This is a genomic window from Flectobacillus roseus, from assembly GCF_030056595.1.
Taxonomy (GTDB): domain Bacteria; phylum Bacteroidota; class Bacteroidia; order Cytophagales; family Spirosomataceae; genus Flectobacillus; species Flectobacillus roseus.
The window spans coordinates 888,644-910,600 of sequence record NZ_JASHIF010000002.1; the positions used below are offsets into that span (position 1 = coordinate 888,644).

Annotated in this window: 20 protein-coding genes; 12 read left to right on the top strand and 8 right to left on the bottom strand. The window is 36.8% G+C overall.

All coding sequences use genetic code 11. The annotated features are described in order from the left end of the window. Nucleotides 1-10: 10 nt before the first annotated feature. The gene (locus QM524_RS03785) at nucleotides 11-553 is read left to right on the top strand and encodes a cupin domain-containing protein (RefSeq protein WP_283343565.1); all 543 of its coding nucleotides are present in this window, start codon (nucleotides 11-13) and stop codon (nucleotides 551-553) included. A gap of 220 nt (nucleotides 554-773) precedes the next feature. Here the strand turns inward: QM524_RS03785 and QM524_RS03790 are convergent, their stop codons facing one another. Then, nucleotides 774-1,112 carry a winged helix-turn-helix transcriptional regulator gene (locus tag QM524_RS03790; protein ID WP_283343566.1) on the bottom strand — a complete coding sequence of 113 codons (339 nt, stop codon included), beginning with the start codon at nucleotides 1,110-1,112 and terminating at the stop codon, nucleotides 774-776. Between the two features lie 116 nt (nucleotides 1,113-1,228). On the opposite strand from QM524_RS03790, the gene QM524_RS03795 reads away from it, so the two are divergent. The 3 genes from QM524_RS03795 to QM524_RS03805 all read left to right on the top strand — a co-directional run bounded on the left by QM524_RS03795 (nucleotide 1,229) and on the right by QM524_RS03805 (nucleotide 3,112). Further along, a complete protein-coding gene (locus tag QM524_RS03795) occupies nucleotides 1,229-1,621 on the top strand; it encodes a DoxX family protein (RefSeq protein ID WP_283343567.1) in 393 nt (130 codons plus the stop codon). Between the two features lie 83 nt (nucleotides 1,622-1,704). Beyond that, a complete protein-coding gene (locus QM524_RS03800) occupies nucleotides 1,705-2,346 on the top strand; it encodes an ankyrin repeat domain-containing protein (protein ID WP_283343568.1) in 642 nt (213 codons plus the stop codon). 310 nt (nucleotides 2,347-2,656) lie between these two features. Continuing rightward, entirely contained in the window at nucleotides 2,657-3,112 is a 456-nt protein-coding gene (locus tag QM524_RS03805; RefSeq protein WP_283343569.1) for a hypothetical protein, read from the top strand. A 508-nt stretch (nucleotides 3,113-3,620) separates the two neighbouring features. Here QM524_RS03805 and QM524_RS03810 read toward each other — a convergent pair. Beyond that, nucleotides 3,621-4,427: a helix-turn-helix domain-containing protein gene (locus QM524_RS03810; RefSeq protein ID WP_166577844.1), complete on the bottom strand. Its 807-nt coding sequence runs from the start codon at nucleotides 4,425-4,427 to the stop codon at nucleotides 3,621-3,623. 128 nt (nucleotides 4,428-4,555) lie between these two features. On the opposite strand from QM524_RS03810, the gene QM524_RS03815 reads away from it, so the two are divergent. The 8 genes from QM524_RS03815 (at nucleotide 4,556) to QM524_RS03850 (ending at nucleotide 14,374) form a co-directional block, all read left to right on the top strand. Continuing rightward, nucleotides 4,556-6,073: a succinate CoA transferase gene (locus tag QM524_RS03815; RefSeq protein WP_283343570.1), complete on the top strand. Its 1,518-nt coding sequence runs from the start codon at nucleotides 4,556-4,558 to the stop codon at nucleotides 6,071-6,073. Nucleotides 6,074-6,306: 233 nt separating this feature from the next. Continuing rightward, nucleotides 6,307-7,656 carry a TolC family protein gene (locus QM524_RS03820; protein ID WP_283343571.1) on the top strand — a complete coding sequence of 450 codons (1,350 nt, stop codon included), beginning with the start codon at nucleotides 6,307-6,309 and terminating at the stop codon, nucleotides 7,654-7,656. A 22-nt stretch (nucleotides 7,657-7,678) separates the two neighbouring features. Then, the gene (locus QM524_RS03825; RefSeq protein WP_283343572.1) at nucleotides 7,679-8,728 is read left to right on the top strand and encodes an HlyD family secretion protein; all 1,050 of its coding nucleotides are present in this window, start codon (nucleotides 7,679-7,681) and stop codon (nucleotides 8,726-8,728) included. 65 nt (nucleotides 8,729-8,793) lie between these two features. Next, nucleotides 8,794-10,374, top strand: coding sequence for an efflux MFS transporter permease (locus QM524_RS03830; protein ID WP_283343573.1), 1,581 nt, complete (start codon nucleotides 8,794-8,796; stop codon nucleotides 10,372-10,374). 386 nt (nucleotides 10,375-10,760) lie between these two features. Then, the gene (locus QM524_RS03835) at nucleotides 10,761-11,531 is read left to right on the top strand and encodes a hypothetical protein (protein ID WP_283343574.1); all 771 of its coding nucleotides are present in this window, start codon (nucleotides 10,761-10,763) and stop codon (nucleotides 11,529-11,531) included. Nucleotides 11,532-11,755: 224 nt separating this feature from the next. Further along, the gene (locus tag QM524_RS03840; RefSeq protein WP_283343575.1) at nucleotides 11,756-12,562 is read left to right on the top strand and encodes a hypothetical protein; all 807 of its coding nucleotides are present in this window, start codon (nucleotides 11,756-11,758) and stop codon (nucleotides 12,560-12,562) included. Between the two features lie 173 nt (nucleotides 12,563-12,735). Next, nucleotides 12,736-13,287 carry a hypothetical protein gene (locus tag QM524_RS03845; RefSeq protein ID WP_283343576.1) on the top strand — a complete coding sequence of 184 codons (552 nt, stop codon included), beginning with the start codon at nucleotides 12,736-12,738 and terminating at the stop codon, nucleotides 13,285-13,287. A gap of 280 nt (nucleotides 13,288-13,567) precedes the next feature. Next, nucleotides 13,568-14,374, top strand: coding sequence for a hypothetical protein (locus QM524_RS03850; RefSeq protein WP_283343577.1), 807 nt, complete (start codon nucleotides 13,568-13,570; stop codon nucleotides 14,372-14,374). A 170-nt stretch (nucleotides 14,375-14,544) separates the two neighbouring features. Here the strand turns inward: QM524_RS03850 and QM524_RS03855 are convergent, their stop codons facing one another. From QM524_RS03855 to QM524_RS03880, 6 genes are all read right to left on the bottom strand, one after another. After that, a complete protein-coding gene (locus QM524_RS03855) occupies nucleotides 14,545-16,458 on the bottom strand; it encodes a YgiQ family radical SAM protein (protein WP_283343578.1) in 1,914 nt (637 codons plus the stop codon). Between the two features lie 764 nt (nucleotides 16,459-17,222). Continuing rightward, nucleotides 17,223-17,546, bottom strand: coding sequence for a thioredoxin (gene trxA, locus QM524_RS03860; protein WP_095163746.1), 324 nt, complete (start codon nucleotides 17,544-17,546; stop codon nucleotides 17,223-17,225). Between the two features lie 129 nt (nucleotides 17,547-17,675). Continuing rightward, nucleotides 17,676-18,527, bottom strand: a complete 852-nt coding sequence (locus QM524_RS03865; protein WP_283343579.1) for a type IV pili methyl-accepting chemotaxis transducer N-terminal domain-containing protein — start codon at nucleotides 18,525-18,527, stop codon at nucleotides 17,676-17,678. 80 nt (nucleotides 18,528-18,607) lie between these two features. Next, complete coding sequence (locus QM524_RS03870) at nucleotides 18,608-19,369, bottom strand: SEL1-like repeat protein (RefSeq protein WP_283343580.1); 762 nt, start codon at nucleotides 19,367-19,369, stop codon at nucleotides 18,608-18,610. A gap of 206 nt (nucleotides 19,370-19,575) precedes the next feature. Then, a complete protein-coding gene (locus QM524_RS03875; RefSeq protein ID WP_283343581.1) occupies nucleotides 19,576-20,721 on the bottom strand; it encodes a hypothetical protein in 1,146 nt (381 codons plus the stop codon). Between the two features lie 135 nt (nucleotides 20,722-20,856). Continuing rightward, a complete protein-coding gene (locus QM524_RS03880) occupies nucleotides 20,857-21,840 on the bottom strand; it encodes a hypothetical protein (RefSeq protein ID WP_283343582.1) in 984 nt (327 codons plus the stop codon). Between the last annotated feature and the right edge of the window lie 117 nt (nucleotides 21,841-21,957).

Below are 21,957 nucleotides of genomic sequence, written 5' to 3' on the forward strand. Positions count from 1 at the left end.
CCAAACAACTATGCAACGCAGAAATTTTCTCTCGACGACTGCTGTATTTGGCTTTACGCTAACACAAACTAAAGCAGAAACCCATCAAGCTCCTACAGCCCCATTCGTGATTCGTTCTGGCGAGAGCCGTTTTCAGGAAAGCACCCAAGTTGGGCTTAGTCCTAATAATATCAAGGTCTCATCGAAAGATACTAATGGGCAGCTTACTGTATTTGAGTACATTGGAAGAGAAAAAGGTGGACCTCCTCTACATATTCACCCCAATCAGGATGAAATATTTTTTATTGTAGAAGGGGAATATCTTTTTCAGGTAGGAAAGGAGCAATATAGATTAAAAGCAGGAGATACAATATTTCTGCCAAGGAATATTCCTCATGCTTTTGCGCAAACTTCTTCAGCAGGAAAGCTATTTTTTATGTTTCAACCCTCTGGAAAAATGGAAGACTTTTTCCGTGCTTTAGGTGCGCTTAAAACCCAACCAACTCCAGAAGAAGGAGCACGGATATTTGCTGCACACGATATGCAGGTGGTAGGACCGCCACTTCAATTTTAATTTTATGCAGTAAAATAACCGTAATCCAGAATTTCGAACTTAGATATATTATTTAATTATGCGTCAAAAAAGCGGTCGAAAATTATTTTCCGACCGCTTTTTGATGCTACTATGTTAGCTATGATTCGGCTTATGACGAAATCATCGCCTTTCTACTGCGAGAATATAAATTTTAGCAAAATAACTCACTCGCTCAACCACTCAAATACGTATTTCACTCTTACTTCTCCATAATCACTTTTCTGTGCTCAATTCCCCAAAGATGTAATTCCTCAACCACTTTTTGCAGCGATTGTCCATGCGGTGTGATGGAATATTCTACGGTTGGAGGATAGGTATCTACAGCTGTTCGAGTAATTAAGGTATTTGTTTCAAGACTTTTGAGCTCGTTGGATAAAACTTTGTCGGAAATGCCCTTTACCTCCGTTGAAATTTGTTTAAACCTTTTAGGTTCAGCGCTTAAAGCAAACAGAATTAATAATTTCCACTTGCCTTGCAAGGTTTCTAAGGCATCCTTTATAGAGCGTATATTTTTGGGACAATCAATACCGTTTATCATCGTCTTTAAGTTTTTGATTCATGATACTTTCTTGGAGGTAAGCCCTTACCTCCAAGAAAGTATCCCTGTTTGTAAAGGGTAAGTGGGTAGTTTTGGCAAAAATAATATTTCCAAACATGACAACATTCAAACAAAACACCAAGTTCAAAACATTGATAACTTGGATACTGCAAATTCTTTTAGCAGCAAGCCTTACCTATGGAGGATTGATGAAATTAGTAACTCCTGTCGACCAACTAGCTCAAATATGGCCATGGGTTTCGCAAGTACCAAGCCAACTTCTATGGGGTACTGCCATCGTGGACTTGCTGGGTGCCGTAGGCATTGTACTACCCAAACTTTTCCAAATTAAGCCACAGCTTAGCCGATGGACTGCCTATGGAATCCTTGGGTTAATGCTTTCAGCGATCATCTTTCATGTGGTACGTGATGAGGGGAAGGTCATTGGTTTTAATATTTTTCTAATGATTTTGACCTTGATTTTATTAAAACTTTGGAAGTCAGAGTAGCGCTTTATAAATCTTCTAATCCTAGTATTATATCGTAACAGAAAATGGTAAATTTGTAGGACAAACCTTTAACCTTTTTTACTATGCTACAGTCAATTTTAAAAGCTGGAGACGCAGAATTGCTTTACTCAACTCTCAAAACCAATCCTGAATTGGCAAACGTAGGCGTTCCGCTCGACGACAAGACCCCCGCATTAGCACATCCCCTACATAGAATAGCTGATTGGGTATTTACAAAAGATATTTCAGAGGAAAAAGCTATCGAACTCGCTAGAATTCTACTCGATTTTGGAGCCAATATCGATGGACTAGATTTGAAAACACTTCAAGATACACCAATAATTACTGCTGCGAGTTTGTATGCCAATCAGCTGGCAAAATTTTACCTGTCTAAAGGTGCAAATTTACAGCATCAAGGTTGTTTTGGTGGCACTGCCCTACATTGGGCAGCATGGTGTGGAGGTGTAGAGTTGTTGGAGGCCTTATTGCAAAAAGACCTTGATTTGAATCAAAGATGCCTCGAGTTTACTTCAACACCATTGTTCTGGGCGGTGCATGGAACTTATCAAGATAAATATATGAACCGAGCCGCACACCTAAAAAGTATTGAATTGTTGGTAAAGGCTGGTGCGGATAAAAATATTCCAAACATTGAAGGTTATACCATTTTTGATTTGGCAGATGGAGATGAGGAGGTATTACAGATACTAAATCAGGCCAAGTAAAGGGAGAGTTTTCGAGATTTGCAAACGAAGTATTCTTTTCCAAAAGCTATTATGCTGTAAATAGGTTGAAGGCAGTCGACAAAATCAATTAGTATTCTTGTAAAATACTTTTCAAATTTAACTAACGGCATAAAGCCGCTAGGTTAAGTGGCTGATTAAAAATGTGTTAGACTTTAGGATGAAACTTTTAACTTCCTGTTCCGCTTAATAGCTTTCATTTTTGACCTAAAAAAATAATACATGTTTCCAGAACTTATCCGTTATATTTGAAAAGTAATATTGAACCCAAATTGGTGTAAACTTATTAGAAATGAAAAAATTTGCCTTGAGTGCCGCCGTAACGATGTCCTTTTTTGCTTTGGGCTTATCACATCAGTCAGTGGCTAAAGTTTCAGTTAAAAAACAAATTACAGTAGGAGACGAACCATCGATGGCGTTTTTGAGAAAATTGCACGGAAAGTATCCCTTTGATGTCAAATTATTTAATTCACAAAGTTTGACTACTCGTCTTAAAAAATTACTTGGAAATCGATACCAGTTTATGGTAAGTACATGGGCGGTTGAGGTTCCGATTGAAATAAAAAACAATATTTTTGCGGCGAGTGGATGTGAGCAACACAACTGTGGAGCTACCAACTTTATTATTGTTTATGACTTTACTAAAAATAACCTTTCCGCAGGTATCCGCGAAGGTGATAAGGTGAATACCTACTCCGAAGATGGTAGTAATTCACCAAGAGTATTACAATGGGTTAACAACTATTAATCCTAAAAATCGAAAGCCTCAGATTTCTCTGAGGCTTTTTTTACAAAGTAAGGCTATAAAGTTAAAGTTGTTATGTGTTAGACAATCAATAAAATCCAATATTCGTTTTGAGTCTCTTCTTGTAGAAGAACTTTTTCACTTCCTAAAAAACACCGTTTGAGAATCTGTCTCCGATAGGAAACAAAAAAGATTGGTCGATATAATTGGGTGTTAGTTAGTTAAGGTAAAAGAAGCTTCTTTGTGCAAAGAATTGTTTGTTTTTCTTTTATACAGGAAAGTTATTACCATAAAAAATAAAATCAAAATTTTTGAGGAAAAATTTATATCACATGATTTGGTGATATTGGATGTAAATTAGTGATAATTGATGTTTTTTTGGTTTAGAAAATGTAAAATCATTGACAAAAGTCAATAACAATGGCTGTCAGTGTAATTATTTATTGGAATAGTTATATTTTATGACTCTCTGAATTTTTTAAATTTAAGGTTATTTGAAGTTGGACTTCGTTTATTTTAAAATTTGGGTTTGCATTTTTAAATATTCCGATGGTCTACAACCTATTAAGTTGCTAAATGTGTTACTAAATGTAGGAATACTTGAATATCCGACACTGATCGCGACCTCACTTACGGGGAGTTTTTTTTCAAGTAATAATTGCAAGGACTTCAATATTCTTAAGATGGTATAATATTGAATAAATGTCATTCCTAACTCTGCATGAAACAATCTTGCTAAACTTCGTTGACTAAATCCAAATCTTTCACATAGCTCTGGAAAAGCAATTGGGTTGTGAAGATTGTTGGACATATAGGTCAATATTTTCTCAAGTCTTTGGTTATTAGAAAATGGCAATGCCAGTGGTAAATTCATCGTACTCATTTGTGGTAAAATTGCCCTAATCGCCTCAGCAATGATGTAATCTTCCTTTGAACTTGTCAGAATATCGCCATGCCAGCGATTAGAAAACAATAATAGTTGAAGTAACAAGTCGTTCACTGCATAAATACCTATTTGCTGGAAAAAGTCTATTTCAAAATTCTGAATTGGGAAGTATAGATTTCGCATCATGATTTCGGGTGAACTCGCATGAATGCTATGTGGCACTTCGGGTGGAATCCACATATAATGTCTGGCAGGCAAGAAGTAAGTTTTACTAGGTACAGAGATATGTACCACTCCTCCTTCTGTGTATAACAACTGTGCTTTTTTGTGCTGATGCAGTTGGATGTCATTTTCACCCATGGCGTCGTGAAAACAATAGATAGAGTCTTCTACTTTATCTACCTCAGTGAGATAATATCTTTGGGGAGTCATTTTGGCAAAAATTGATAAATAGTTGGCTTTTGTAGATATTTCTATCACAAAGATACTTGCTAATTTTGTCTTACCATATTTCAAAAAACAAAACAAAGGACGATAACCCATTGCGAATGGTACAAACCATGAATTCAGAGAGAATCCAAATTCCTACTTTGCTTGCCAAAGTAAAAACCGCACAAGAAGCTGCTGCTTTAATAGAAGATGGCATGGTTGTAGGCTCTAGTGGCTTCACACGTGCAGGCGATAGTAAGGCCGTTTTGCAAGCATTAGCCGAACGTGCCCAATCTAATCCGTTGAAGATAACCTTGCTAACGGGAGCCTCTCTGGGTCATGATACCGATGGATTATTGGCAGAATCACACGCACTATATAAGCGAATGCCCTTTCAATCTGATAACGGCTTAAGAAGTCATATCAACGATGGAGAGGTACTTTTTATAGACCAACACTTGGGAGAAACAGCGGAATTATTGCAAGCCGAAAATATTCATCCTATCGATTTGGCAGTGATTGAAGTTGCCATGATTAGAGCCGATGGACAATTGATTCCGACGACTTCGGTGGGTAATTCAGCAACCTTTGTCCAACAAGCCAAACAGTTGATTATTGAGGTCAATATGGCTGTGCCAACGAGTATCGCTGGGATTCATGATATTCATATCCCCGAACGTTATCCTTTTCGTAAACCGATATTGATAGAGAAAGTCGACGACCGTATAGGGAGTATCGGTATCGAATTTGATCCTGCTAAGGTGGTGGCGGTTGTCTTTACAAACTTGTCGGATAGCGCAGCTACAATCGCTCCACCTGAAGCAAAAACGGATGCTATTGCGGCACATTTGATTGAATTTTTTGAAAAAGAAGTTCATAAAGGCAAACTTTCCTATCATTTGTTGCCGCTACAAGCTGGTATCGGTAAGGTAGCAAATGCCATTTTACAAGGTTTTGTCAATAGTCCTTTTGAGGGTCTTACGATGTACTCGGAGGTATTACAAGATAGTACTTTTGAGTTGATAGATGCTGGGAAAATGGATTTTGCCTCGGCATCCTCCATTACGGTTTCGAAGGAATGGTATCAAAAACTTTTTATCAATTTCGAAAGATACAAAGACAAAATCTTGCTTCGCCCTCAGAATATTAGCAATTCGGCGGAGGTCGTTCGTCGATTGGGCGTCATTGCAATTAATACTGCTATTGAGTTTGATATTTACGGTAATGTAAACTCAACGCATATTTATGGTACCAAAATGATGAATGGAATAGGTGGTTCGGGTGATTTTGCGAGAAATGCCTATTTAAGCATTTTTGTGTGCCAAGCTGCTTCCAAAAATGATACAATTTCGCATGTAGTGCCAATGGTGGCCCATGTAGATCATACTGAGCACGATGTTGATATTTTGGTAACAGACTTTGGGCTAGCGGATCTACGAGGTTTAGCTCCACGCGAACGAGCCAAAGTTATTATCGAAAACTGCGCACATCCCGACTATCGAGAAGCTTTGATGGATTATTATACCAGAGCTTTGGAGAGAGGAGGACAAACGCCACATTTACTTGGCGAAGCACTTAGTTGGCATGAAAGATTACAAAAAACGGGTAGAATGACCTCCGAATTAGAAAGAGTGGCATCAATCCTGTAGAAGATAGTGGTTTAGATTACTTGTTAATTGGGACAATGAGTATGAGGATGGTACAATATTGTGGTACTCATATCCCATGCCATGAGGGTAAAATAGTTTTGCACCTGTTTTTTAAGAATGATATTAGTTAAAATTTATCTAAGGAAGAAGTCGTAAACTTTCTCCTATACATATTTTCATTTTTCACTCTCGCAATCGGATACATTTATGGTGTCTGTGTTGAATATATGACAATGTACAAACAACCAATTCAAGGAAAGGGTTTTTTCCTTGGAGGTTTGCTTATGCTTGCCCAAACCACTTATGGACAACATATTAGCCATACCACAAGTAATAAAGTTTCATTGAATTTGTCGGAAGCTTTAGCTCTTTTGAAAGAAAACAGTCCTTATCTTAAAGAAGCAAAAATTCAGACGGAAATTGCCCACGAAAAAGTAAAGGAAGAAAAAGAAATACAATTGCCAGATTTGGATTTTCATGCTTCCTATTATCGTATGAGCAATATGATCGAGTATCAACATGCCGATCAAGTAGTTCACTACCAGACAATTCCCGACATATACGATGCTACTGTCAATATCAAAATGCCTATTTATCAAGGAGGAAGAATTAAAATTGGCATAAAACAGGCCGAAAAAAAGGTAGAAATTGCGCAACTTCAAGAGAAACAAGTTTACCGAGAAAAAGCTCTTGAAGTCATACAAACCTACTTGGGTATTTGCAAGCTGGTTGCGCTTGACTCACTTTTGAAGGAAACCCTCAAAGAACAAAACGAGCGACTTAATTTGGTAAGTGCTTTCAAAAAAAATGGTACAATCACCAAAGAAGAAGTCTTACAAGCAAGTCTTCAATGCTCAAATTCATCCCTCGATATTTTGACTAATGAGCGAAATACAAAAGTGTTGCTCAATGATTTGAAAACCCTTTTGCAGATTCCTGAAAGCGATACCTTGTTGCTCGACACCAAGTCGGCACTCAATACCAATTCCTTGACATTGTTGATTGATAAGCTCCAAGAAAGTGCCTCAAATCGTGAGGAGGTAAAAATGAAGCAGCAGACGACAGAGATCAATGAATTGGGATATCAAGCCATTAAGGCTTCAACCAAGCCAATTCTGAGTCTTTTTGGTACTTTTGGGTACAACTACCCCAATTATATGTTGTTTTTATTTCCACCTCATCCATACCTCTATAGCCTAGGTCGAATTGGGATTGATATGAATTTTAGTATTTCTCACTTATTTAAGGTCAAGACTAAATTGGCGATCGCGAAGCAGTCGATTGAGCTTTCTCAAGTAGAAGAAAGGATTCAAAAAGATGCGATCCAAGATGCGTTGTATCGCAGATATATGGCATGGTTGGAAACACAGGATAAGATAAAGGTGATCGAAAAAGCAATCACGCAAGCTCAAGAAAACTACAGAATTCTGAAACAAAAGTATTTTAACCAAATGGCATTGCATACCGAATTGATGGATGCTGATACAGCTTTGTTTCGAACTCGCTATCAACTTTTGTCAGCACAAATAGAGGCTGTGGCAAAATACTACGATCTTCTTTACACTTCAGGTCAACTCAACTAAATACGCTTAAGCAACTTTTACAATGAATCAAATTAAGCCAAACGATACAAGTCGAATTTTTAATGCAGTAGTGAGTGTTTTTGCCAGCGGACTTACCCTTGGAGGCATTGCCTTAGGAGGCTGGTATATCATGTATTATCGTAATCACGAACAAACAAATGATGCCCAAATTGAACAATATGTTACGCCCGTTATGAGTCGTGTGACGGGATATGTAAAGGCGGTTAACTATCAGGATAATAGTTTTGTTCATAAAGGAGATACGTTGATTCAGCTTGATGAGCGTGAGTATCGTGCAAAACTAGATATGGCGTATGCTGATTTTGAAAATGCCCTAAAAAATGAAAATGTTATCACTAAAAAAGCACAAACAACCCAAAGCAATGTGGCTATTCATCAGGCACAGTTGAGTGCGATGAAAGCGAAGGTTTGGGAAATGGAACGCGAGTATCAACGTCAGCTCAATTTGTTGAAAGAGGAGGCTACCACCGAGCAAAGAGTCGAAAATGCTAAAACGGCTTATGAGTCTGCTCAAAGTAATTATCAGGAAATAATCGAAAAAATTCATAGTACTGAACTGATGGCTCGTGAGGCAAATTCGGTGATTCCGTTTGGCAATACCATTATTCAGCAGAAAAAGGCAAGTCTGGATAATGCCAAATTATTTTACTCATACACCACAATTACTGCCCCTTATGACGGTTGGGTAGGCAAACGAACCATTCAGCCTGGGCAATTGATTAAAGAGGGACAAACGCTTTTGTCGGTGGTGAGTAAGGAAAAATGGATGGTTGCCAATTTTAAAGAAACCCAAATTCGATTTTTGAAAATTGGACAAACCGTCGAGTTTAAAGCTGATGTAACGGGTGATAAGGTATGGCATGGACAAATAGTATCCTTTTCTCCTGCCTCTGGAGCTCGATTTTCATTGCTTCCTCCCGATAATGCAACAGGTAATTTTGTCAAAATTGAACAGCGAGTTCCTGTGAAAATATCTATCCAAGAAACAACCGATGTCGCCTATCCTTTATTGAGAGCTGGGCTGAATGTGGAGGTCTTTGCCAAACATTAGCGGTGAAAGTACCTTATTATGAACGCTGGTTTTAGAGGTATTTTGCTTTGAACATATATTTAAAGATGAAGAAAACATCCATTTTCAAACCTTGGGTGCCTAATTGGGCTATTCAGGTGGTGCTGGTAATTTGTATGTTGCATACCATGGCTTTGCTTGGATTATACACTTCCAATATTTCTTATGCTGCCAGTTATTTCGACATTGAGCCTGAAGACTTACAGTTTAGTATGAGCCTAACCTACGGCACATTTCTGGCGACAATATTAATAGAAAGTCGAATATTCAAATATTTTCCTCCTCGCAACTACCTTATTTCGATTTATCTGCTTTCGGCAGTATTATTTGTGACTTCTGCCTATACCAACGATTTTGTTGTTTTTGCCTTTCTGCGAATACTCGAAGGAATATTAATGGCATTGCCTTGGATACCATTGCGTATTTTGATGTTGTCCAAAACTAAAAGTCCTAATGCAACCATTATCGTTTTTTCGATTACCTATGGTGCTTTGTTGGCCGCAAGTCCCTTTATAGTCAATATTGCAGTTTGGTTGCTCGATGCACACGATTGGAAATACATGACTTTTGGATCGGCTATCTTCCAAATTATGGTAGCTAGTCTTATTTGGTTGACATTCACCCCTAATCGTTTTCATCGAAAAATACCGCTTTACAAAGTTGACTGGACCAGTTTTGTGTTATTGACCATTGCCATTTTGACAGGGGTATATGTGCTCAATTATGGCGAAAAATTGTATTGGTTTCAGTCTACGAATATCGTTTTTTGCGCCATTACTAGCTTGATTTTTAGTGCATTGTTTATCATACGACAAATGACTTACCGACGTAGTTGTTTTGATATGCGAGTGTTTTCTTACCGAAACTTGCGATTGAGTTTATTGCTTTTTATTGTTTTTTATATCTCCAGAGCTACACTGACGATATGTCACACCACCATGAGTAAAGTCTGGCAATGGGAGCCGCTCAGGGTGGCGCATGTGCAGTATTTGAATTTGTTAGGCGTCTTTATCGGAATGGCAATTGCAGGAATGATGATGGTGCAGAAGCTACCCACCAAACTCATATTGATTTTAGGTTTTTTGATGATGGCTATTTACCATTGGTGGTTTACTTTTTTATTTTTACCAGATGTGGCACTTTCGCAGATGTGGATTCCTTATATGATGCAAGGAGTTGGAGTAGGGATATTGTTTGTGCCTTTGGTGCTCAATACTGTTTCGGCTGTTCCAGCTTATTTGGCGCCGTTTGCAGGTGCGATTGGTGTGGCAGGGAGATTTTGGGGAACGAATATCGGCTTTTGCTTAGTTCAAAATTTTCAAGTGTATTTTGTAAATAAACATCGGTATATTTTTCTGGAAAAACTGTTACCCGAAAATCCAACCACGACAGGAATCGTGAGTACCATTCAAGAATCATTTGTTCAAAAAGGATATGACCTTGCGCCAGCCGCTATCTTGGCTGTGAAGAAAGTCAATGCAGGAGTGCAAACGCAGTCTTTTCTATTAGGGAATATGGAGCTTTTTACAGTCTGGGGCTATGGTTTATTCTTGGTAGCGTTGTATATTGCTTTTAACAAGCACCTCCGTTTTTCCTTTAATTTGCTGAAAAATAAATACTTTTCTTAGAAGTTCTTATGGCGTGAGTTGAGATTGAGTCATTATGCGATATTTCTTAAGAGTTGCCAGCTTCAAAACCCTGTATAGTTTCTGCAATTTTACTTGCCTTAACTTTTACCCTATTTAGGATACTTACTTCAGTTAAGGACTATTTTATTTTTAACTTTTAAAGCGTACTATTGTAAAAGTCCCTTACAATAATACGCTTCTTCATTTTTCTTCAGAAGAAATGTTAGAAACCAAAATCGCTGGTAATAATTGGAAAGAAATAGTCTCTTATAGCAGAAAAATATATCCCTTTACGGATACACAGCTAAAACAACAGAAAATATCACAGGAACTTTTATAGAAGCTATACAATGAAATTGAAAAAATATACATTTCACGTGAGATTTATGGATGGAAAACTTGATGGCATTACATCAAGTTTTAAAGAACCATACGATTTATTATCATACACGTTTTCAATATGGTCATTTAGTCCTACTTCGCTATCGCCTCTTGAGGAAAGATGGCATAGGAAAAATATCCAAACTTTAAAAGCTTTATTAAGAGGAGAGGAAGTAGATGAATATGATATAGGCCAGATGGTTCGACCAGATGCAGGCAAGCTCTTATTTACAAAAGAAATCGTAAGTTATGAAATACCAGAAAGTGTAGGGTCTCAATACTGTGAGTTACCTACAGAAGAATATCTTGCGTTATATGAACAATTTGTAACCTTAATAGATTTATTGAGAAATACTTGTTTGAATCGTAACATTGCGAATTTAAAAAATTATACATTTCACGTGAGATTTATGGATGACAAACTTGATGGCATTGCATCAAGTTTTGAAGAATCATACGATTTATTATCATACACGTTTTCAATATGGTCATTTAATCCTAATTCACTTTTTCCTCACCAAGAAAAATGGCATAGAAAAAACATCCAAACTTTAAAAGCTCTATTAAGAGGAGAGGAAGTAGATGAATATGATAGAGACCAGATGGTGCGACCAGATGCGGGCACGCTTTTATTTACGAAAGAAATAGTAAGTTATGAAATGCCAGAAGAGGTAGGGTATCAATACTGTGAATTACCTACAGAAGAATATCTTGCGTTATATGAACAATTGGTAACCTTAATGGATACGCTGAAAAAAACTTATTTGGAATCGTAATCTTGCGTTATCTCAAGCATTTTATCAACGAGTATTACATCAGTAATAAATTAAGTTCACATCTTTTGAGAAAAGACGAATAAAGGCATCTGATTTAGTTAAAGAGTTCTTAATTAAATTATTAGGAGCAATATTTAAAAATCAAATAGGTATTATCTGACAATTTACGGATACACAGATAAAACAACAGGAAATATCATAGGAACTTTGATAGAACATCTACAATGAAATTAGAAAATTATTTCTTTCGCGTGAGATTTACAAATGGTAAACTTGATGGCATTACATCAAGACTTGAAGAGCCATACGATTTGTTATCATATACCTTTTCAATATGGTCATTTAGTCCTACTTCGCTATCGCCTCTTGAGGAAAGATGGCGTAGGAAAAATATCCAAACTTTAAAAGCTCTATTAAGAGGAGAGGAAGTAGATGAAGATGATATAGGCCAGCTGGTTCGACTAGATGCAGGCAAGCTCTTATTTACAAAAGAAATCGTAAGTTATGAAATACCAGAAAGTGTAGGGTATCAATACTGCGAATTACCCACAGAAGAATATCTTGCGTTATATGAACAATTTGTAACCTTAATAGATTTATTGAGAAATACTTGTTTGAATCGTAACATTGCGAATTTAAAAAATTATACATTTCACGTGAGATTTATGGATGGCAAACTTGATGGCATTACATCAAGTTTTGAAGAACCATACGATTTATTACTATATACGTTTTCAATTTGGTCATTTAATCCTAATTCACTTTTTCCTCATGAGGAAAGATGGCATAGGAAAAATATCCAAACTTTAAAAGCTCTATTAAGAGGAGAGGAAGTAGATGAAGATGATATAGATCAGATGGTGCGACCAGATGCAGGCACGCTTTTATTTACGAAAGAAATCGTAAGTTATGAAATGCCAGAAAGTGTAGGGTATCAATACTGTGAATTACCCACAGAAGAATATCTTGCGTTATATGAACAATTTGTAACCCTAATGGATACGCTGAAAAAAACTTATTTGGAATCGTAATCCCTTGTTGGTCTAAGTGTTTTTTCCTTGCTATCCCAAGTTTAACAGCATAGAACCATAAATCAATTGCAGTCTTTGACTGAACCACTAGTGCAAGCAATCGCAAAGATCGCATACATTCGTATGGTCAGTTTGAGCAAGGTATCCCAATGAAGCAATAAAATATCGTGCCGTTGAGAAAAAGTCTCAATCGAAAAGTAACATACCCAACAGGAAAAGGTGCGTTTACCATGGAAAGAAAATGGGCAAATGCACTAAAAGCAGACAAAAAGTTAAGAGTAAAGATTGAAGTTAAATATGATAGGATAGAAGTCCAATCAACTTTAATGTTACATATACAATTGGAAATACTAATTACACAAAAACAATTTTTAATTAATAATATGGATTTTTTGGAAAGAATATGTCAAAATATAGTATCTGTTTTTGACGAGGAAACCTATTATGTAAAGTTTAAATTAGAGATATATACTCAAGGAGATGGACTTGGCTATCATGGAATATGTTTTGATTTGCAAAATATAGCTATCACGAAATACTCTTTAGACACGAAGAAGCTAGATGATAATATAAATATGTGGTTATGGGATTGGTGGAATCAAACCTGCTCTTCTGAAAATCGTTGGAACAAGGCTGAACTTACGGTATATAAAGATGGGAAATATGAAGTAAGAACATGGTGGGATAGCGAGTTTCAAATTTTATTATACGGAGAGGATAATTAATCCTTTGCACTTGATTTATTGTTTCATGTTCCTAAACTTGAAACAGCGACGGGAGTGTTTAGTCCTTACAACTTGCTAATGATGAAGCGAAAATGGAAATATAATGTTGTTTTGTTTCTTACACACGGATTCGTTGGAAATAAACTACCAATGACGAAAAGCTTTTGATAATAAGGAAATGCTAGGTAAGAATCTTACTACTTGGAAAAAATATATCCATTTACGGATACACAGATAAAACAACAGGAAATATCACAGGAACTTTTATAGGACATCTACAATGAAATTAAAATATTATTCCTTTCACGTGAGATTTACAGATGGCAAACTTGATGGTATTTCATCAATATTTGAAGAACCATACGATTTGTTACTATACACGTTTTCAATGCGGTCATTTAATCCTACTTCGCTATTGACTCACGAGGAAAGAAGGCATAGGAAAAACATCCAAACTTTAAAAGCTCTATTAAGAGGAGAGGAAGTAAATGAAGATGATAGAGACCAGATGGTGCGACCAGATGCAGGCACGCTTTTATTTACGAAAGAAATCGTAAGCTATGAAATGCCTGAAAGTGTAGGGTATCAATACTGTGAATTACCTACAGAAGAATATCTTGCGTTATATGAACAATTTTTAACCTTAATAGATTTATTGAGAAATACTTGTTTGAATCGTAACATTGCGAATTTAAAAAAATATACATTTCACGTGAGATTTATGGATGGCAAACTTGATGGCATTACATCAAGTTTTGAAGAACCATACGATTTATTATTATACACGTTTTCAATATGGTCATTTAATCCTACTTCGCTATTGCCTCATCAGGAAGAGTTTCATAGAGAGAATATCGAATCCTTAAAAGCTCTATTAAGAGGAGAGGAAGTAGATGAATATTATATAGACCAGATGGTGCGACCAGATGCGGGCACGCTTTTATTTACGAAAGAAATCGTAAGCTATGAAATGCCAGAAGAGGTAGGGTATCAATACTGTGAATTACCTACAGAAGAATATCTTGCGTTATATGAACAATTTGTAACCCTAAAGGATACGCTGAAAATAACATATTTGGAATCGTAACGGTATAAAACTCTCCTATTCATAAAAAAGCGGTCGAAAAAATCAATTTTCGACCGCTTTTTTATGAATACTTGTGGAAAAATCCCTATACTAAAACAATTTATACTTTCACATTTCCGAAATCAGAAATCCGAAATTCATAGCACACTCTCAACTCAGCACTCATACGCTTATCTTCTAAATTTGTTCTTTCTTCGTTGGTTATTAGAAGATTTGTCAAATTCGGCAATCTGATCTGCGGCTTGTTTTTTAGGATTTGCCAATAATTTTTCTGCTAAATCAGGGCGTTTGAGTTTAATCAAACGTTGCTTAATCCAAGTCTTGATTTCAGGTTTGTACCAGAAGAAGTATTTGTTTTGCGCTAATTTTTCTTCTCTTGTTTTAGCCGTAGCAATAGGCTGTAAAGTATAAGGGTGTACTCCAGAATAGTAAATTACCTCAGCTACTGTCATTGGTGTTGGCGTAAAATCCTGAACTTGTTCTAATTGGAAGCCCAAATCTTTGGTTTCTGCTGCGAGATTTGCCATATCTACCTCCTCACAACCAGGGTGCGACGAGATAAAGTATGGAATCAATGGCTGATTCATACCATGCTTGGTCTGAATTTCATCGTATTTCTCCTTAAACTTTCTGAAATATTTGAAAGAAGGTTTACGCATGATTTTCAAGGTGTTGTCAGAAGTATGCTCTGGCGCCACCTTCAAACGACCCGACACGTGACGAGTAATCAATTGCTCCATGTATTCATCATGGTTTCCGTCTTGATTGTTTTTGTTGAAATCATCAACCAATAAATCATAACGAACGCCAGAACCTACAAACGCTTTTTTGATTTTCGGATGCTCATCTACTTTTTTGTACAATTGCGTCAAAGGCTTATGAGAAGTATCCAAGTTTGAGCAAATCACAGGGTGAATACAGCTCGGACTCTGACATCTGGCACAAATCGACTCATCTTTACCTTTCATGCGGTACATGTTGGCAGACGGCCCACCTAAGTCAGAGATATAGCCCTTAAATTCAGGATGTTGTGCAATTTGCTCAACTTCCTTCATAATAGAGGTTTCACTTCTTGAAGCAATAAACTTACCTTGGTGTGCCGAAATAGTACAAAAGCTACATCCTCCAAAACAGCCACGGTGCATATTCAAGGAGAATTTAATCATCTCGTAGGCAGGAATCGTACCTCTCTTTTTGTATTTCGGGTGCGGTAGGCGAGTGTATGGCAAATCAAAAGATTTATCCATTTCGGTCTCCTCCATTGTCTTAAAAGGAGGATTGATTACCAATGTTTTTTTACCTACTTGTTGAGTAATACGATTGGCTTGCCATTTATTCGATTCAACTTCTACTATTTTGAAGTTGGAAGCATATTTAATTTTGTCTTTTAAACAAACCTCATGACTTGCCAATTCAACCGTTTCCCATCCATTAAATTCCTGCAAAGGCTCATTTGATGGTTGCAAATAGGCAATTTGGTTCACATTTTTGATGGTATTCATTGGAATACCTTGTTTTATCAATCTCAACAACTCTCTGAGAGGTTGTTCGCCCATACCATACACCAACAAATCTGCGCCAGAATCTTCCAAGATAGTGGGCATCAATTTGTCTTGCCAATAGTCATAGTGTGTTACTCGACGCAATGAAGCTTCGATACCACCGATTAATACAGGTACATCTGGGTATAATTCTTTGAGAATTTTGGTATAAACAGTCGTAGCGTAGTCTGGACGATAGCCAGCTTCGCCGCCTGGGGTATAGGAGTCATTAGAACGTAAACGCTTGTTGGCAGTATAGTGATTCACCATCGAATCCATACAGCCAGCCGTTACGCCAAAGAAATATTTTGGACGACCAAATTTTTTGAAATCTCTTAAATCATCTTTCCAGTTGGGCTGTGCCACAACTGCCACTCTAAAGCCCTCGCTTTCGATAATACGGCCGATTACGGCAGTACCAAAGGCGGGGTGATCTACGTAGGCATCTCCCGAAATCAATACTACGTCTACATCTTCCCAGCCACGTTTTTCAATCTCTTTTTTGGTAAGAGGCAACCAGTCGGTAATCGGTCTTTCTAACATAATGTAAAATTACGCAAAAAAATGCGTGTGTCGTAACTCTGTTGAGAGATACAGGCTAACAAGTGGTATGAATGTTTTAAATGGTGCAAAAAATCTGCACAGAAGCAAATTAGTGGTGATAGATTATGAGCTAATAACCTCAGTAGCTCGATTGCTAAACAATCTGAGAAGCAAAAAAGTTTGAAAGAATTGGAATATTTATGGCAAGTTATTGGTAATAAGTTAGTAGGCAAAATAGAATTTAATTTTCGAGCCTTTGGCTTTCAGCTTTGGGCATTCGGCAAAAACATATTTAAACTCTTTGCCTAGTGCCTGTTGCCTTGCCCCTATTAAATATAATTCTGCACGATTACTTAAGTTAGTGAGCAAAATAAAATTTAATCTTTTAGCTTTCGGCTTTCAGCCATGGGCATTCGGCAAAAATATATCTATCGTCACTAAAAACGTTTTAACAATCTTTGCCTAGTGCCTGTTGCCTTGACCCTAAAATAAAAAACTTAAATATTTTATTTGCACTAATACTTAAGTAGTATGAAAGATTAAATTAATAGTATAACTGAGGTAAAATTTGACTATAACCTTTTGATTATGAATATCTTCAAATAACCAGTATACTGTTAACTAATAACCTTTTCCTATTTATTTGCTCTTTCTTGAAAATAAAAAGGCGAAGCCAGAAAAAATCTAACTTCGCCCTTGTATAAAAACAATTGAAATCGAATAATTGCGAAACGGAAAATCATAAAATACTTTCCTAGTTGCTATTATGCGTGTTTCAAAAGAGTTTGTTCCAATACAGATTTAGGGATATTACCACCTACTAATCTTTCTTTCAATTCACCATTTTTGAAAATCATCAAAGTAGGGATAGAACGGATACCTAAAGTTGCAGGAACCACTGAGTTTGCATCAACGTCCATTTTAGCTACTACTGCTTGACCATCTACGTCGTCAGCAAGAGCCTCTACAACTGGACCGATCATTTTACAAGGTCCACACCATTCTGCCCAAAAATCTACTAATACAGGTTTGTCTGAGTTAATAAGCTCCTGAAAGTTTGCGTCAGTAGCTACTACGTAATTTCCCATTTTTTTAATCGTTATAGTTAATGTATTTCGTCAAAGTTAAAACATTTTATTCAACAATATTGGTTCACTTTGAAGGAAAATAATCTAAGTTATGAGAATAGATTTGCTAACAATTTGGGAAAGAGAGCTTTATTCTAAGAGTTTTGCATACATCCCTGTTATCTTATCCATCTTCTGTAAAATGTTGCTAGTGACCTTAAACACCTGAGCTACATCCATACCTTTATTCTCAAAAGTATAACAATTGTCTTTTGTACATCGTTCCTCAACTTCTCTCCAATCTGCAATTACGTTTGCGAGTGCATCGTCAATATCTGTAGTGTTTACTTCTGAAATGATAAGTTTGCTAAAATTTTGCTGTATAAATTCTGCAAAAGATTTAATTTTTTCGGTTGGAAACTGCTCTGTAATTCCCCAAACATAAGCGGCATAATAAAAGGTAAGTCGTTGCGATAGCATTCGTTGGCGACCAGCGGTATTGGTATTTTCGGCGATAGACAGTATGGTAGCACCCTCAGAGTTTGGTTGTTTGGGAAGAGTGCCAGCATATTCAACATATGCTTTTACCAATTCATCGCAAGCGGTCAAAACAGCAGTGTTTTTCTCTAAAATCAAAGCCGCATTGTCTTTGGTGGTTTCGGCGATAATGAGTTTTTTATATTCCTTCCATAATACTTCTTCTTTTATGAGGTGTGCTTTGATTTTTTCTGATGGTGCAAAACCTGATAATACTTTGAAGTTTTCTTCAAAAAGAATGATAGAAGATGCTCGCTCTCTGGTAGCTAACTCTGTATGGATATTCATCCCAATATAGACAAAATCTTTTGCCATCCGTTGGGTAAGCATTCTTTGTTTTCCCGCTATGTTGACAGCTGCTCCCAGCGAGATTTGATTGCCAGATTCGGAAGCTGTAGTATTTTGAGCTATCAAAAGAGTTAAACTTGAGATACTGATAAGAAGAGTCAGAATTATCGATTTCATGGGTATGGAGTTGGGATTATTAATGATTGTTATAAAGACAGAATGGGCTAAAATACAGATGCTTACGAAGTAGATATAAACTAGTTGTTAACCAATGTTAAGTTTTTTGAACTAATACTTTGATTGTAAAGTCGATACCATTTTTTTGCCTCAGAAAGATTTTTGGGCGTTACGGGCGAGCCTTTAGTGTACAGGTTGGCTAACATCCATTGCGCTTCAAAATTTCCTTTTTGACCAACATCGGTGAGAATATCCAAGGCTCGGGGCAAATTGGTTTCAATCTGGTTCGTGCCAAACCAATAGAGTCTACCAAGCTGAAACCCAGCCTCCAGATTACCCATACGATAGGCCATTTCAAAGTAATCCTTGGCAAGAAGTGCATTTTTAGGAATGGAAGATATTCCAGAGAGGTGTATTTTGCCTAGTTCCGTGGCCGATTCTGGGTCAGAATCATATGAATAGGCTCTTTTGAAATACCTTTGCGCATTCAGAAAATCCCCCGTTTCTTTGAAACAGATTGCTAGATTTTTTAGTGAGCTTGCTTTCATCAGCGGAGTATCCTTGTAGTCAAGATACAAAGGGAATGCCTTGATATGTTGTCCAGTTTTGAATAAAGAGTCTGCTTTCTCCAAGCCCTCTTTGGTCATTTTATTTGGATAAGTAGGACGTGCTAAGGCCATAACCTTGCGTTTTGGCTTGAGATGCGATGTTTTTTTGTGAAAAGATTTTTTGGGTTGATTTTTAGAAATGGAGGGACGTGCCTTCCGTTTGTGAACAGAAGACGGACGTAGATTTTGTGCCTGAATATTGATGCTCCCCCAAGCTAACAATATCCACAGCATTTTTTTGTGCATAGGACGAAAACGTATATTAGTAAAAATTAACAGAGTTATTGTAAATATACCCAAGTGACTGAATAAATCAAGTAGTTTTGGTAAGTAATTTCTGAGAAAATGACATAAATTATTCCAGATAAATACTTAAATAAAAATAGTCCAGTATTTTCTCCGATAGAGGAAATACTGGACTATTTGAAAGCATTTGTTTATTAATAATTTTCGTAATACTTACGAATTTTTCGAGTTAACTGATCGTAGATTGGTTTGGTAAATTCTGTGAATAATATTTGTGGTGCTGGGGGCAATAACTCCTTGTTTTTGCAAAGATTCAATTGATCTTTGGTCAGGGCACGTTCGTCACCATTAAAATTCGCCCACTCGTTTACCCAAACAAAAGTACCAGGGATTTTATCTCTGTGAATGACTTGTTTGGTTTGAAAATCAATGATTTGCATATCCAAAATGCCATTAGAGGTAACCGTTTTACGACTTTTGGTATATTTAGCTGTTACTTTATTGTAAACAGGTACTTTCTTGCCGTTTACCGTCGCTTCGCCCACTTTTACACTATCTTTACTTGTAATATTTTCGGTGTTGGTATTCACGTAGGTTTGCCCTACCATAAATTCATCGAACTGCAAACGTACGATTTGATGCGGCTTCAATTTTATATCACTCGCTTGTTGTGGACCATAGAACTGCACGAAAATGTTCATTTTCGGATTTGTCCTCAAAAATTCATTGACCTTATCCTGAAAATATTCGTTACTCAATTGATATAATTTTGAAGTAACTGTTACTTGTTCTAGCACAACATTTACAGCTGCATATGAATAAGCAATATCCATTTTGTTGGAAACGTCCTTGTATCCCGGAATAATTTGCGAAGCTCTTTCAAAGTCAAGGAATGCCATTTTGGCCTCTTGACGATTTCCTTTGGCGTTGCCCAAATGGAAGTTTCCAGAGTCATAACGGTCAGAAGCGGCCAAATTTCGAGCAGCTTGAAGAGGCTCAACAAACTTTTTGCCATCACCAACCACCCTAATGCAGGGCGGACAGTTATCAATAGCCGAACCGAGCTGATTCATGGCATCATACTCAGAAATTACCCTTTCCCAATGAAAAGGTTCAGTCGATTTTTCCCAATTATTAACTCGACCCTGATGATAGTTCAGAGCCAAAGGATATGCTTCCTTCAGAACTTGTTGAGAGGTGCTATTGGTAGGGCTTTTTTGAAGTCGTTCGACGGCCGTATAAACAGCCTCGTCGAAATTTCCTTTTTCTAATGCTTTTTTTCCTGTTGAACAAGCCGTCAAGGCAACACCAAGAAAGATTGTATAAAGTTTTGAATTCATAGAGTTTTGATCCGAGTTCTAAAGTTTTGTAGGTCTATTAAAACTGCAAACTTTGTCAAGTTTCTTCAAATATCCTAGAATGCAAAGGTAAAATGAATAATCGGGGTAAAAAGCATGACTTTTTACCCCGATTTGTTATTTAGAAAAATGTTTTTGATAAAAACTCTTTTCTACTTCGGATGGATTTTGTGGTTGTTTATTTCTCGAAAAACGATTTCTATGTGAAAAATACATATCTAAAAAATCATTGCCATTGACCGTAAGAATGACCACATCTGGCTCGGCAAATTGAGCCTTTTCTTTGTAAAGGCTAACATAGTCGTCAATAGAATAGCCCCAATTGGCGGTATTCAACATTTCTTTATCAGGAAAAGTAGTTTGTAGGAGATTGGTGCCAATGTTTTTGTTGTCTAAGAATGGAAAATACATTTCCGAATCCCCCAAAAATAAGATGCGCTGTTTGGTTTTGGTACTTGACACATCAGTATCCATTCTCAAACCTTGGGCATTGGTTTTTACACGATATGGCAAACCTTTTCCACCATCCAAAATTTCATCATTTGATGGAAATAAGTCTCCAAACGTTTCAGGCTTTTCTGCAAAAGTCTTTGTAGATTTTACCGCAGCATATTGTTTAATAATGGGCGTTAGTTCTTCTGCAATAATTTTAGCACCCTCTTTTGACCAGTGTCCGTCTTTGGGAAGTTGCGTAACGACTTTTGGGTCTTGATTGGCTAGTTTTTGTGTTAAATCATAAAAAGGAACCTGCAACTCTTTGGCATATCCTTCCACCAGTTCTTTGCCAAGACGGTTACTTTTGGTCAAACTTTCGCCGACTTCTGGACTTAAAAAGGTAATTATTAGCTGTGTTCCGTTGGCAGTAACAGCCTTGTGGAGTTCTATTAACTGGTTTTTATAACGCAGTTTTAATTCTTCATAGACTTTGGTGGCAAGAGTATCGTCTTCCAAAATTTCTTCTCTTGGAATTTCAGGATATTCAGCTTGTACGGTTTCTTTTAAATTGGTCGTTTGTGCATCGTTAGTTTGTTTTTTGTCGCTACAAGCCATTATCATAACTCCTGTTGCAAAAGCAAAAGCCAAATTTGTTTTTTTCATCATGTCAAAACTGTTTTAACGGGTTGGTAAGTACTAATGCCGAATTGTGAGCTGTGAATTGTGAATGTAATTTTCTGATTATCAGTTTTTTGCATTTAAAATTCATCGGCTCTTATTCTA

What these genes read in the sequence shown, in the direction of transcription:
- QM524_RS03790 (WP_283343566.1), bottom strand. Translation starts at nt 1,112, where the DNA reads ATGATAAACGGTATTGATTGTCCCAAAAATATACGCTCTATAAAGGAT.
- QM524_RS03875 (WP_283343581.1), bottom strand. Translation starts at nt 20,721, where the DNA reads ATGAATTCAAAACTTTATACAATCTTTCTTGGTGTTGCCTTGACGGCT.
- QM524_RS03805 (WP_283343569.1), top strand. Translation starts at nt 2,657, where the DNA reads ATGAAAAAATTTGCCTTGAGTGCCGCCGTAACGATGTCCTTTTTTGCT.
- QM524_RS03820 (WP_283343571.1), top strand. Translation starts at nt 6,307, where the DNA reads ATGTACAAACAACCAATTCAAGGAAAGGGTTTTTTCCTTGGAGGTTTG.
- QM524_RS03850 (WP_283343577.1), top strand. Translation starts at nt 13,568, where the DNA reads ATGAAATTAAAATATTATTCCTTTCACGTGAGATTTACAGATGGCAAA.
- QM524_RS03825 (WP_283343572.1), top strand. Translation starts at nt 7,679, where the DNA reads ATGAATCAAATTAAGCCAAACGATACAAGTCGAATTTTTAATGCAGTA.
- QM524_RS03870 (WP_283343580.1), bottom strand. Translation starts at nt 19,369, where the DNA reads ATGCTGTGGATATTGTTAGCTTGGGGGAGCATCAATATTCAGGCACAA.
- QM524_RS03865 (WP_283343579.1), bottom strand. Translation starts at nt 18,527, where the DNA reads ATGAAATCGATAATTCTGACTCTTCTTATCAGTATCTCAAGTTTAACT.
- QM524_RS03835 (WP_283343574.1), top strand. Translation starts at nt 10,761, where the DNA reads ATGGATGGAAAACTTGATGGCATTACATCAAGTTTTAAAGAACCATAC.
- QM524_RS03800 (WP_283343568.1), top strand. Translation starts at nt 1,705, where the DNA reads ATGCTACAGTCAATTTTAAAAGCTGGAGACGCAGAATTGCTTTACTCA.
- QM524_RS03830 (WP_283343573.1), top strand. Translation starts at nt 8,794, where the DNA reads ATGAAGAAAACATCCATTTTCAAACCTTGGGTGCCTAATTGGGCTATT.
- QM524_RS03880 (WP_283343582.1), bottom strand. Translation starts at nt 21,840, where the DNA reads ATGATGAAAAAAACAAATTTGGCTTTTGCTTTTGCAACAGGAGTTATG.
- QM524_RS03840 (WP_283343575.1), top strand. Translation starts at nt 11,756, where the DNA reads ATGAAATTAGAAAATTATTTCTTTCGCGTGAGATTTACAAATGGTAAA.
- trxA (WP_095163746.1), bottom strand. Translation starts at nt 17,546, where the DNA reads ATGGGAAATTACGTAGTAGCTACTGACGCAAACTTTCAGGAGCTTATT.
- QM524_RS03785 (WP_283343565.1), top strand. Translation starts at nt 11, where the DNA reads ATGCAACGCAGAAATTTTCTCTCGACGACTGCTGTATTTGGCTTTACG.
- QM524_RS03855 (WP_283343578.1), bottom strand. Translation starts at nt 16,458, where the DNA reads ATGTTAGAAAGACCGATTACCGACTGGTTGCCTCTTACCAAAAAAGAG.
- QM524_RS03795 (WP_283343567.1), top strand. Translation starts at nt 1,229, where the DNA reads ATGACAACATTCAAACAAAACACCAAGTTCAAAACATTGATAACTTGG.
- QM524_RS03815 (WP_283343570.1), top strand. Translation starts at nt 4,556, where the DNA reads ATGAATTCAGAGAGAATCCAAATTCCTACTTTGCTTGCCAAAGTAAAA.
- QM524_RS03810 (WP_166577844.1), bottom strand. Translation starts at nt 4,427, where the DNA reads ATGACTCCCCAAAGATATTATCTCACTGAGGTAGATAAAGTAGAAGAC.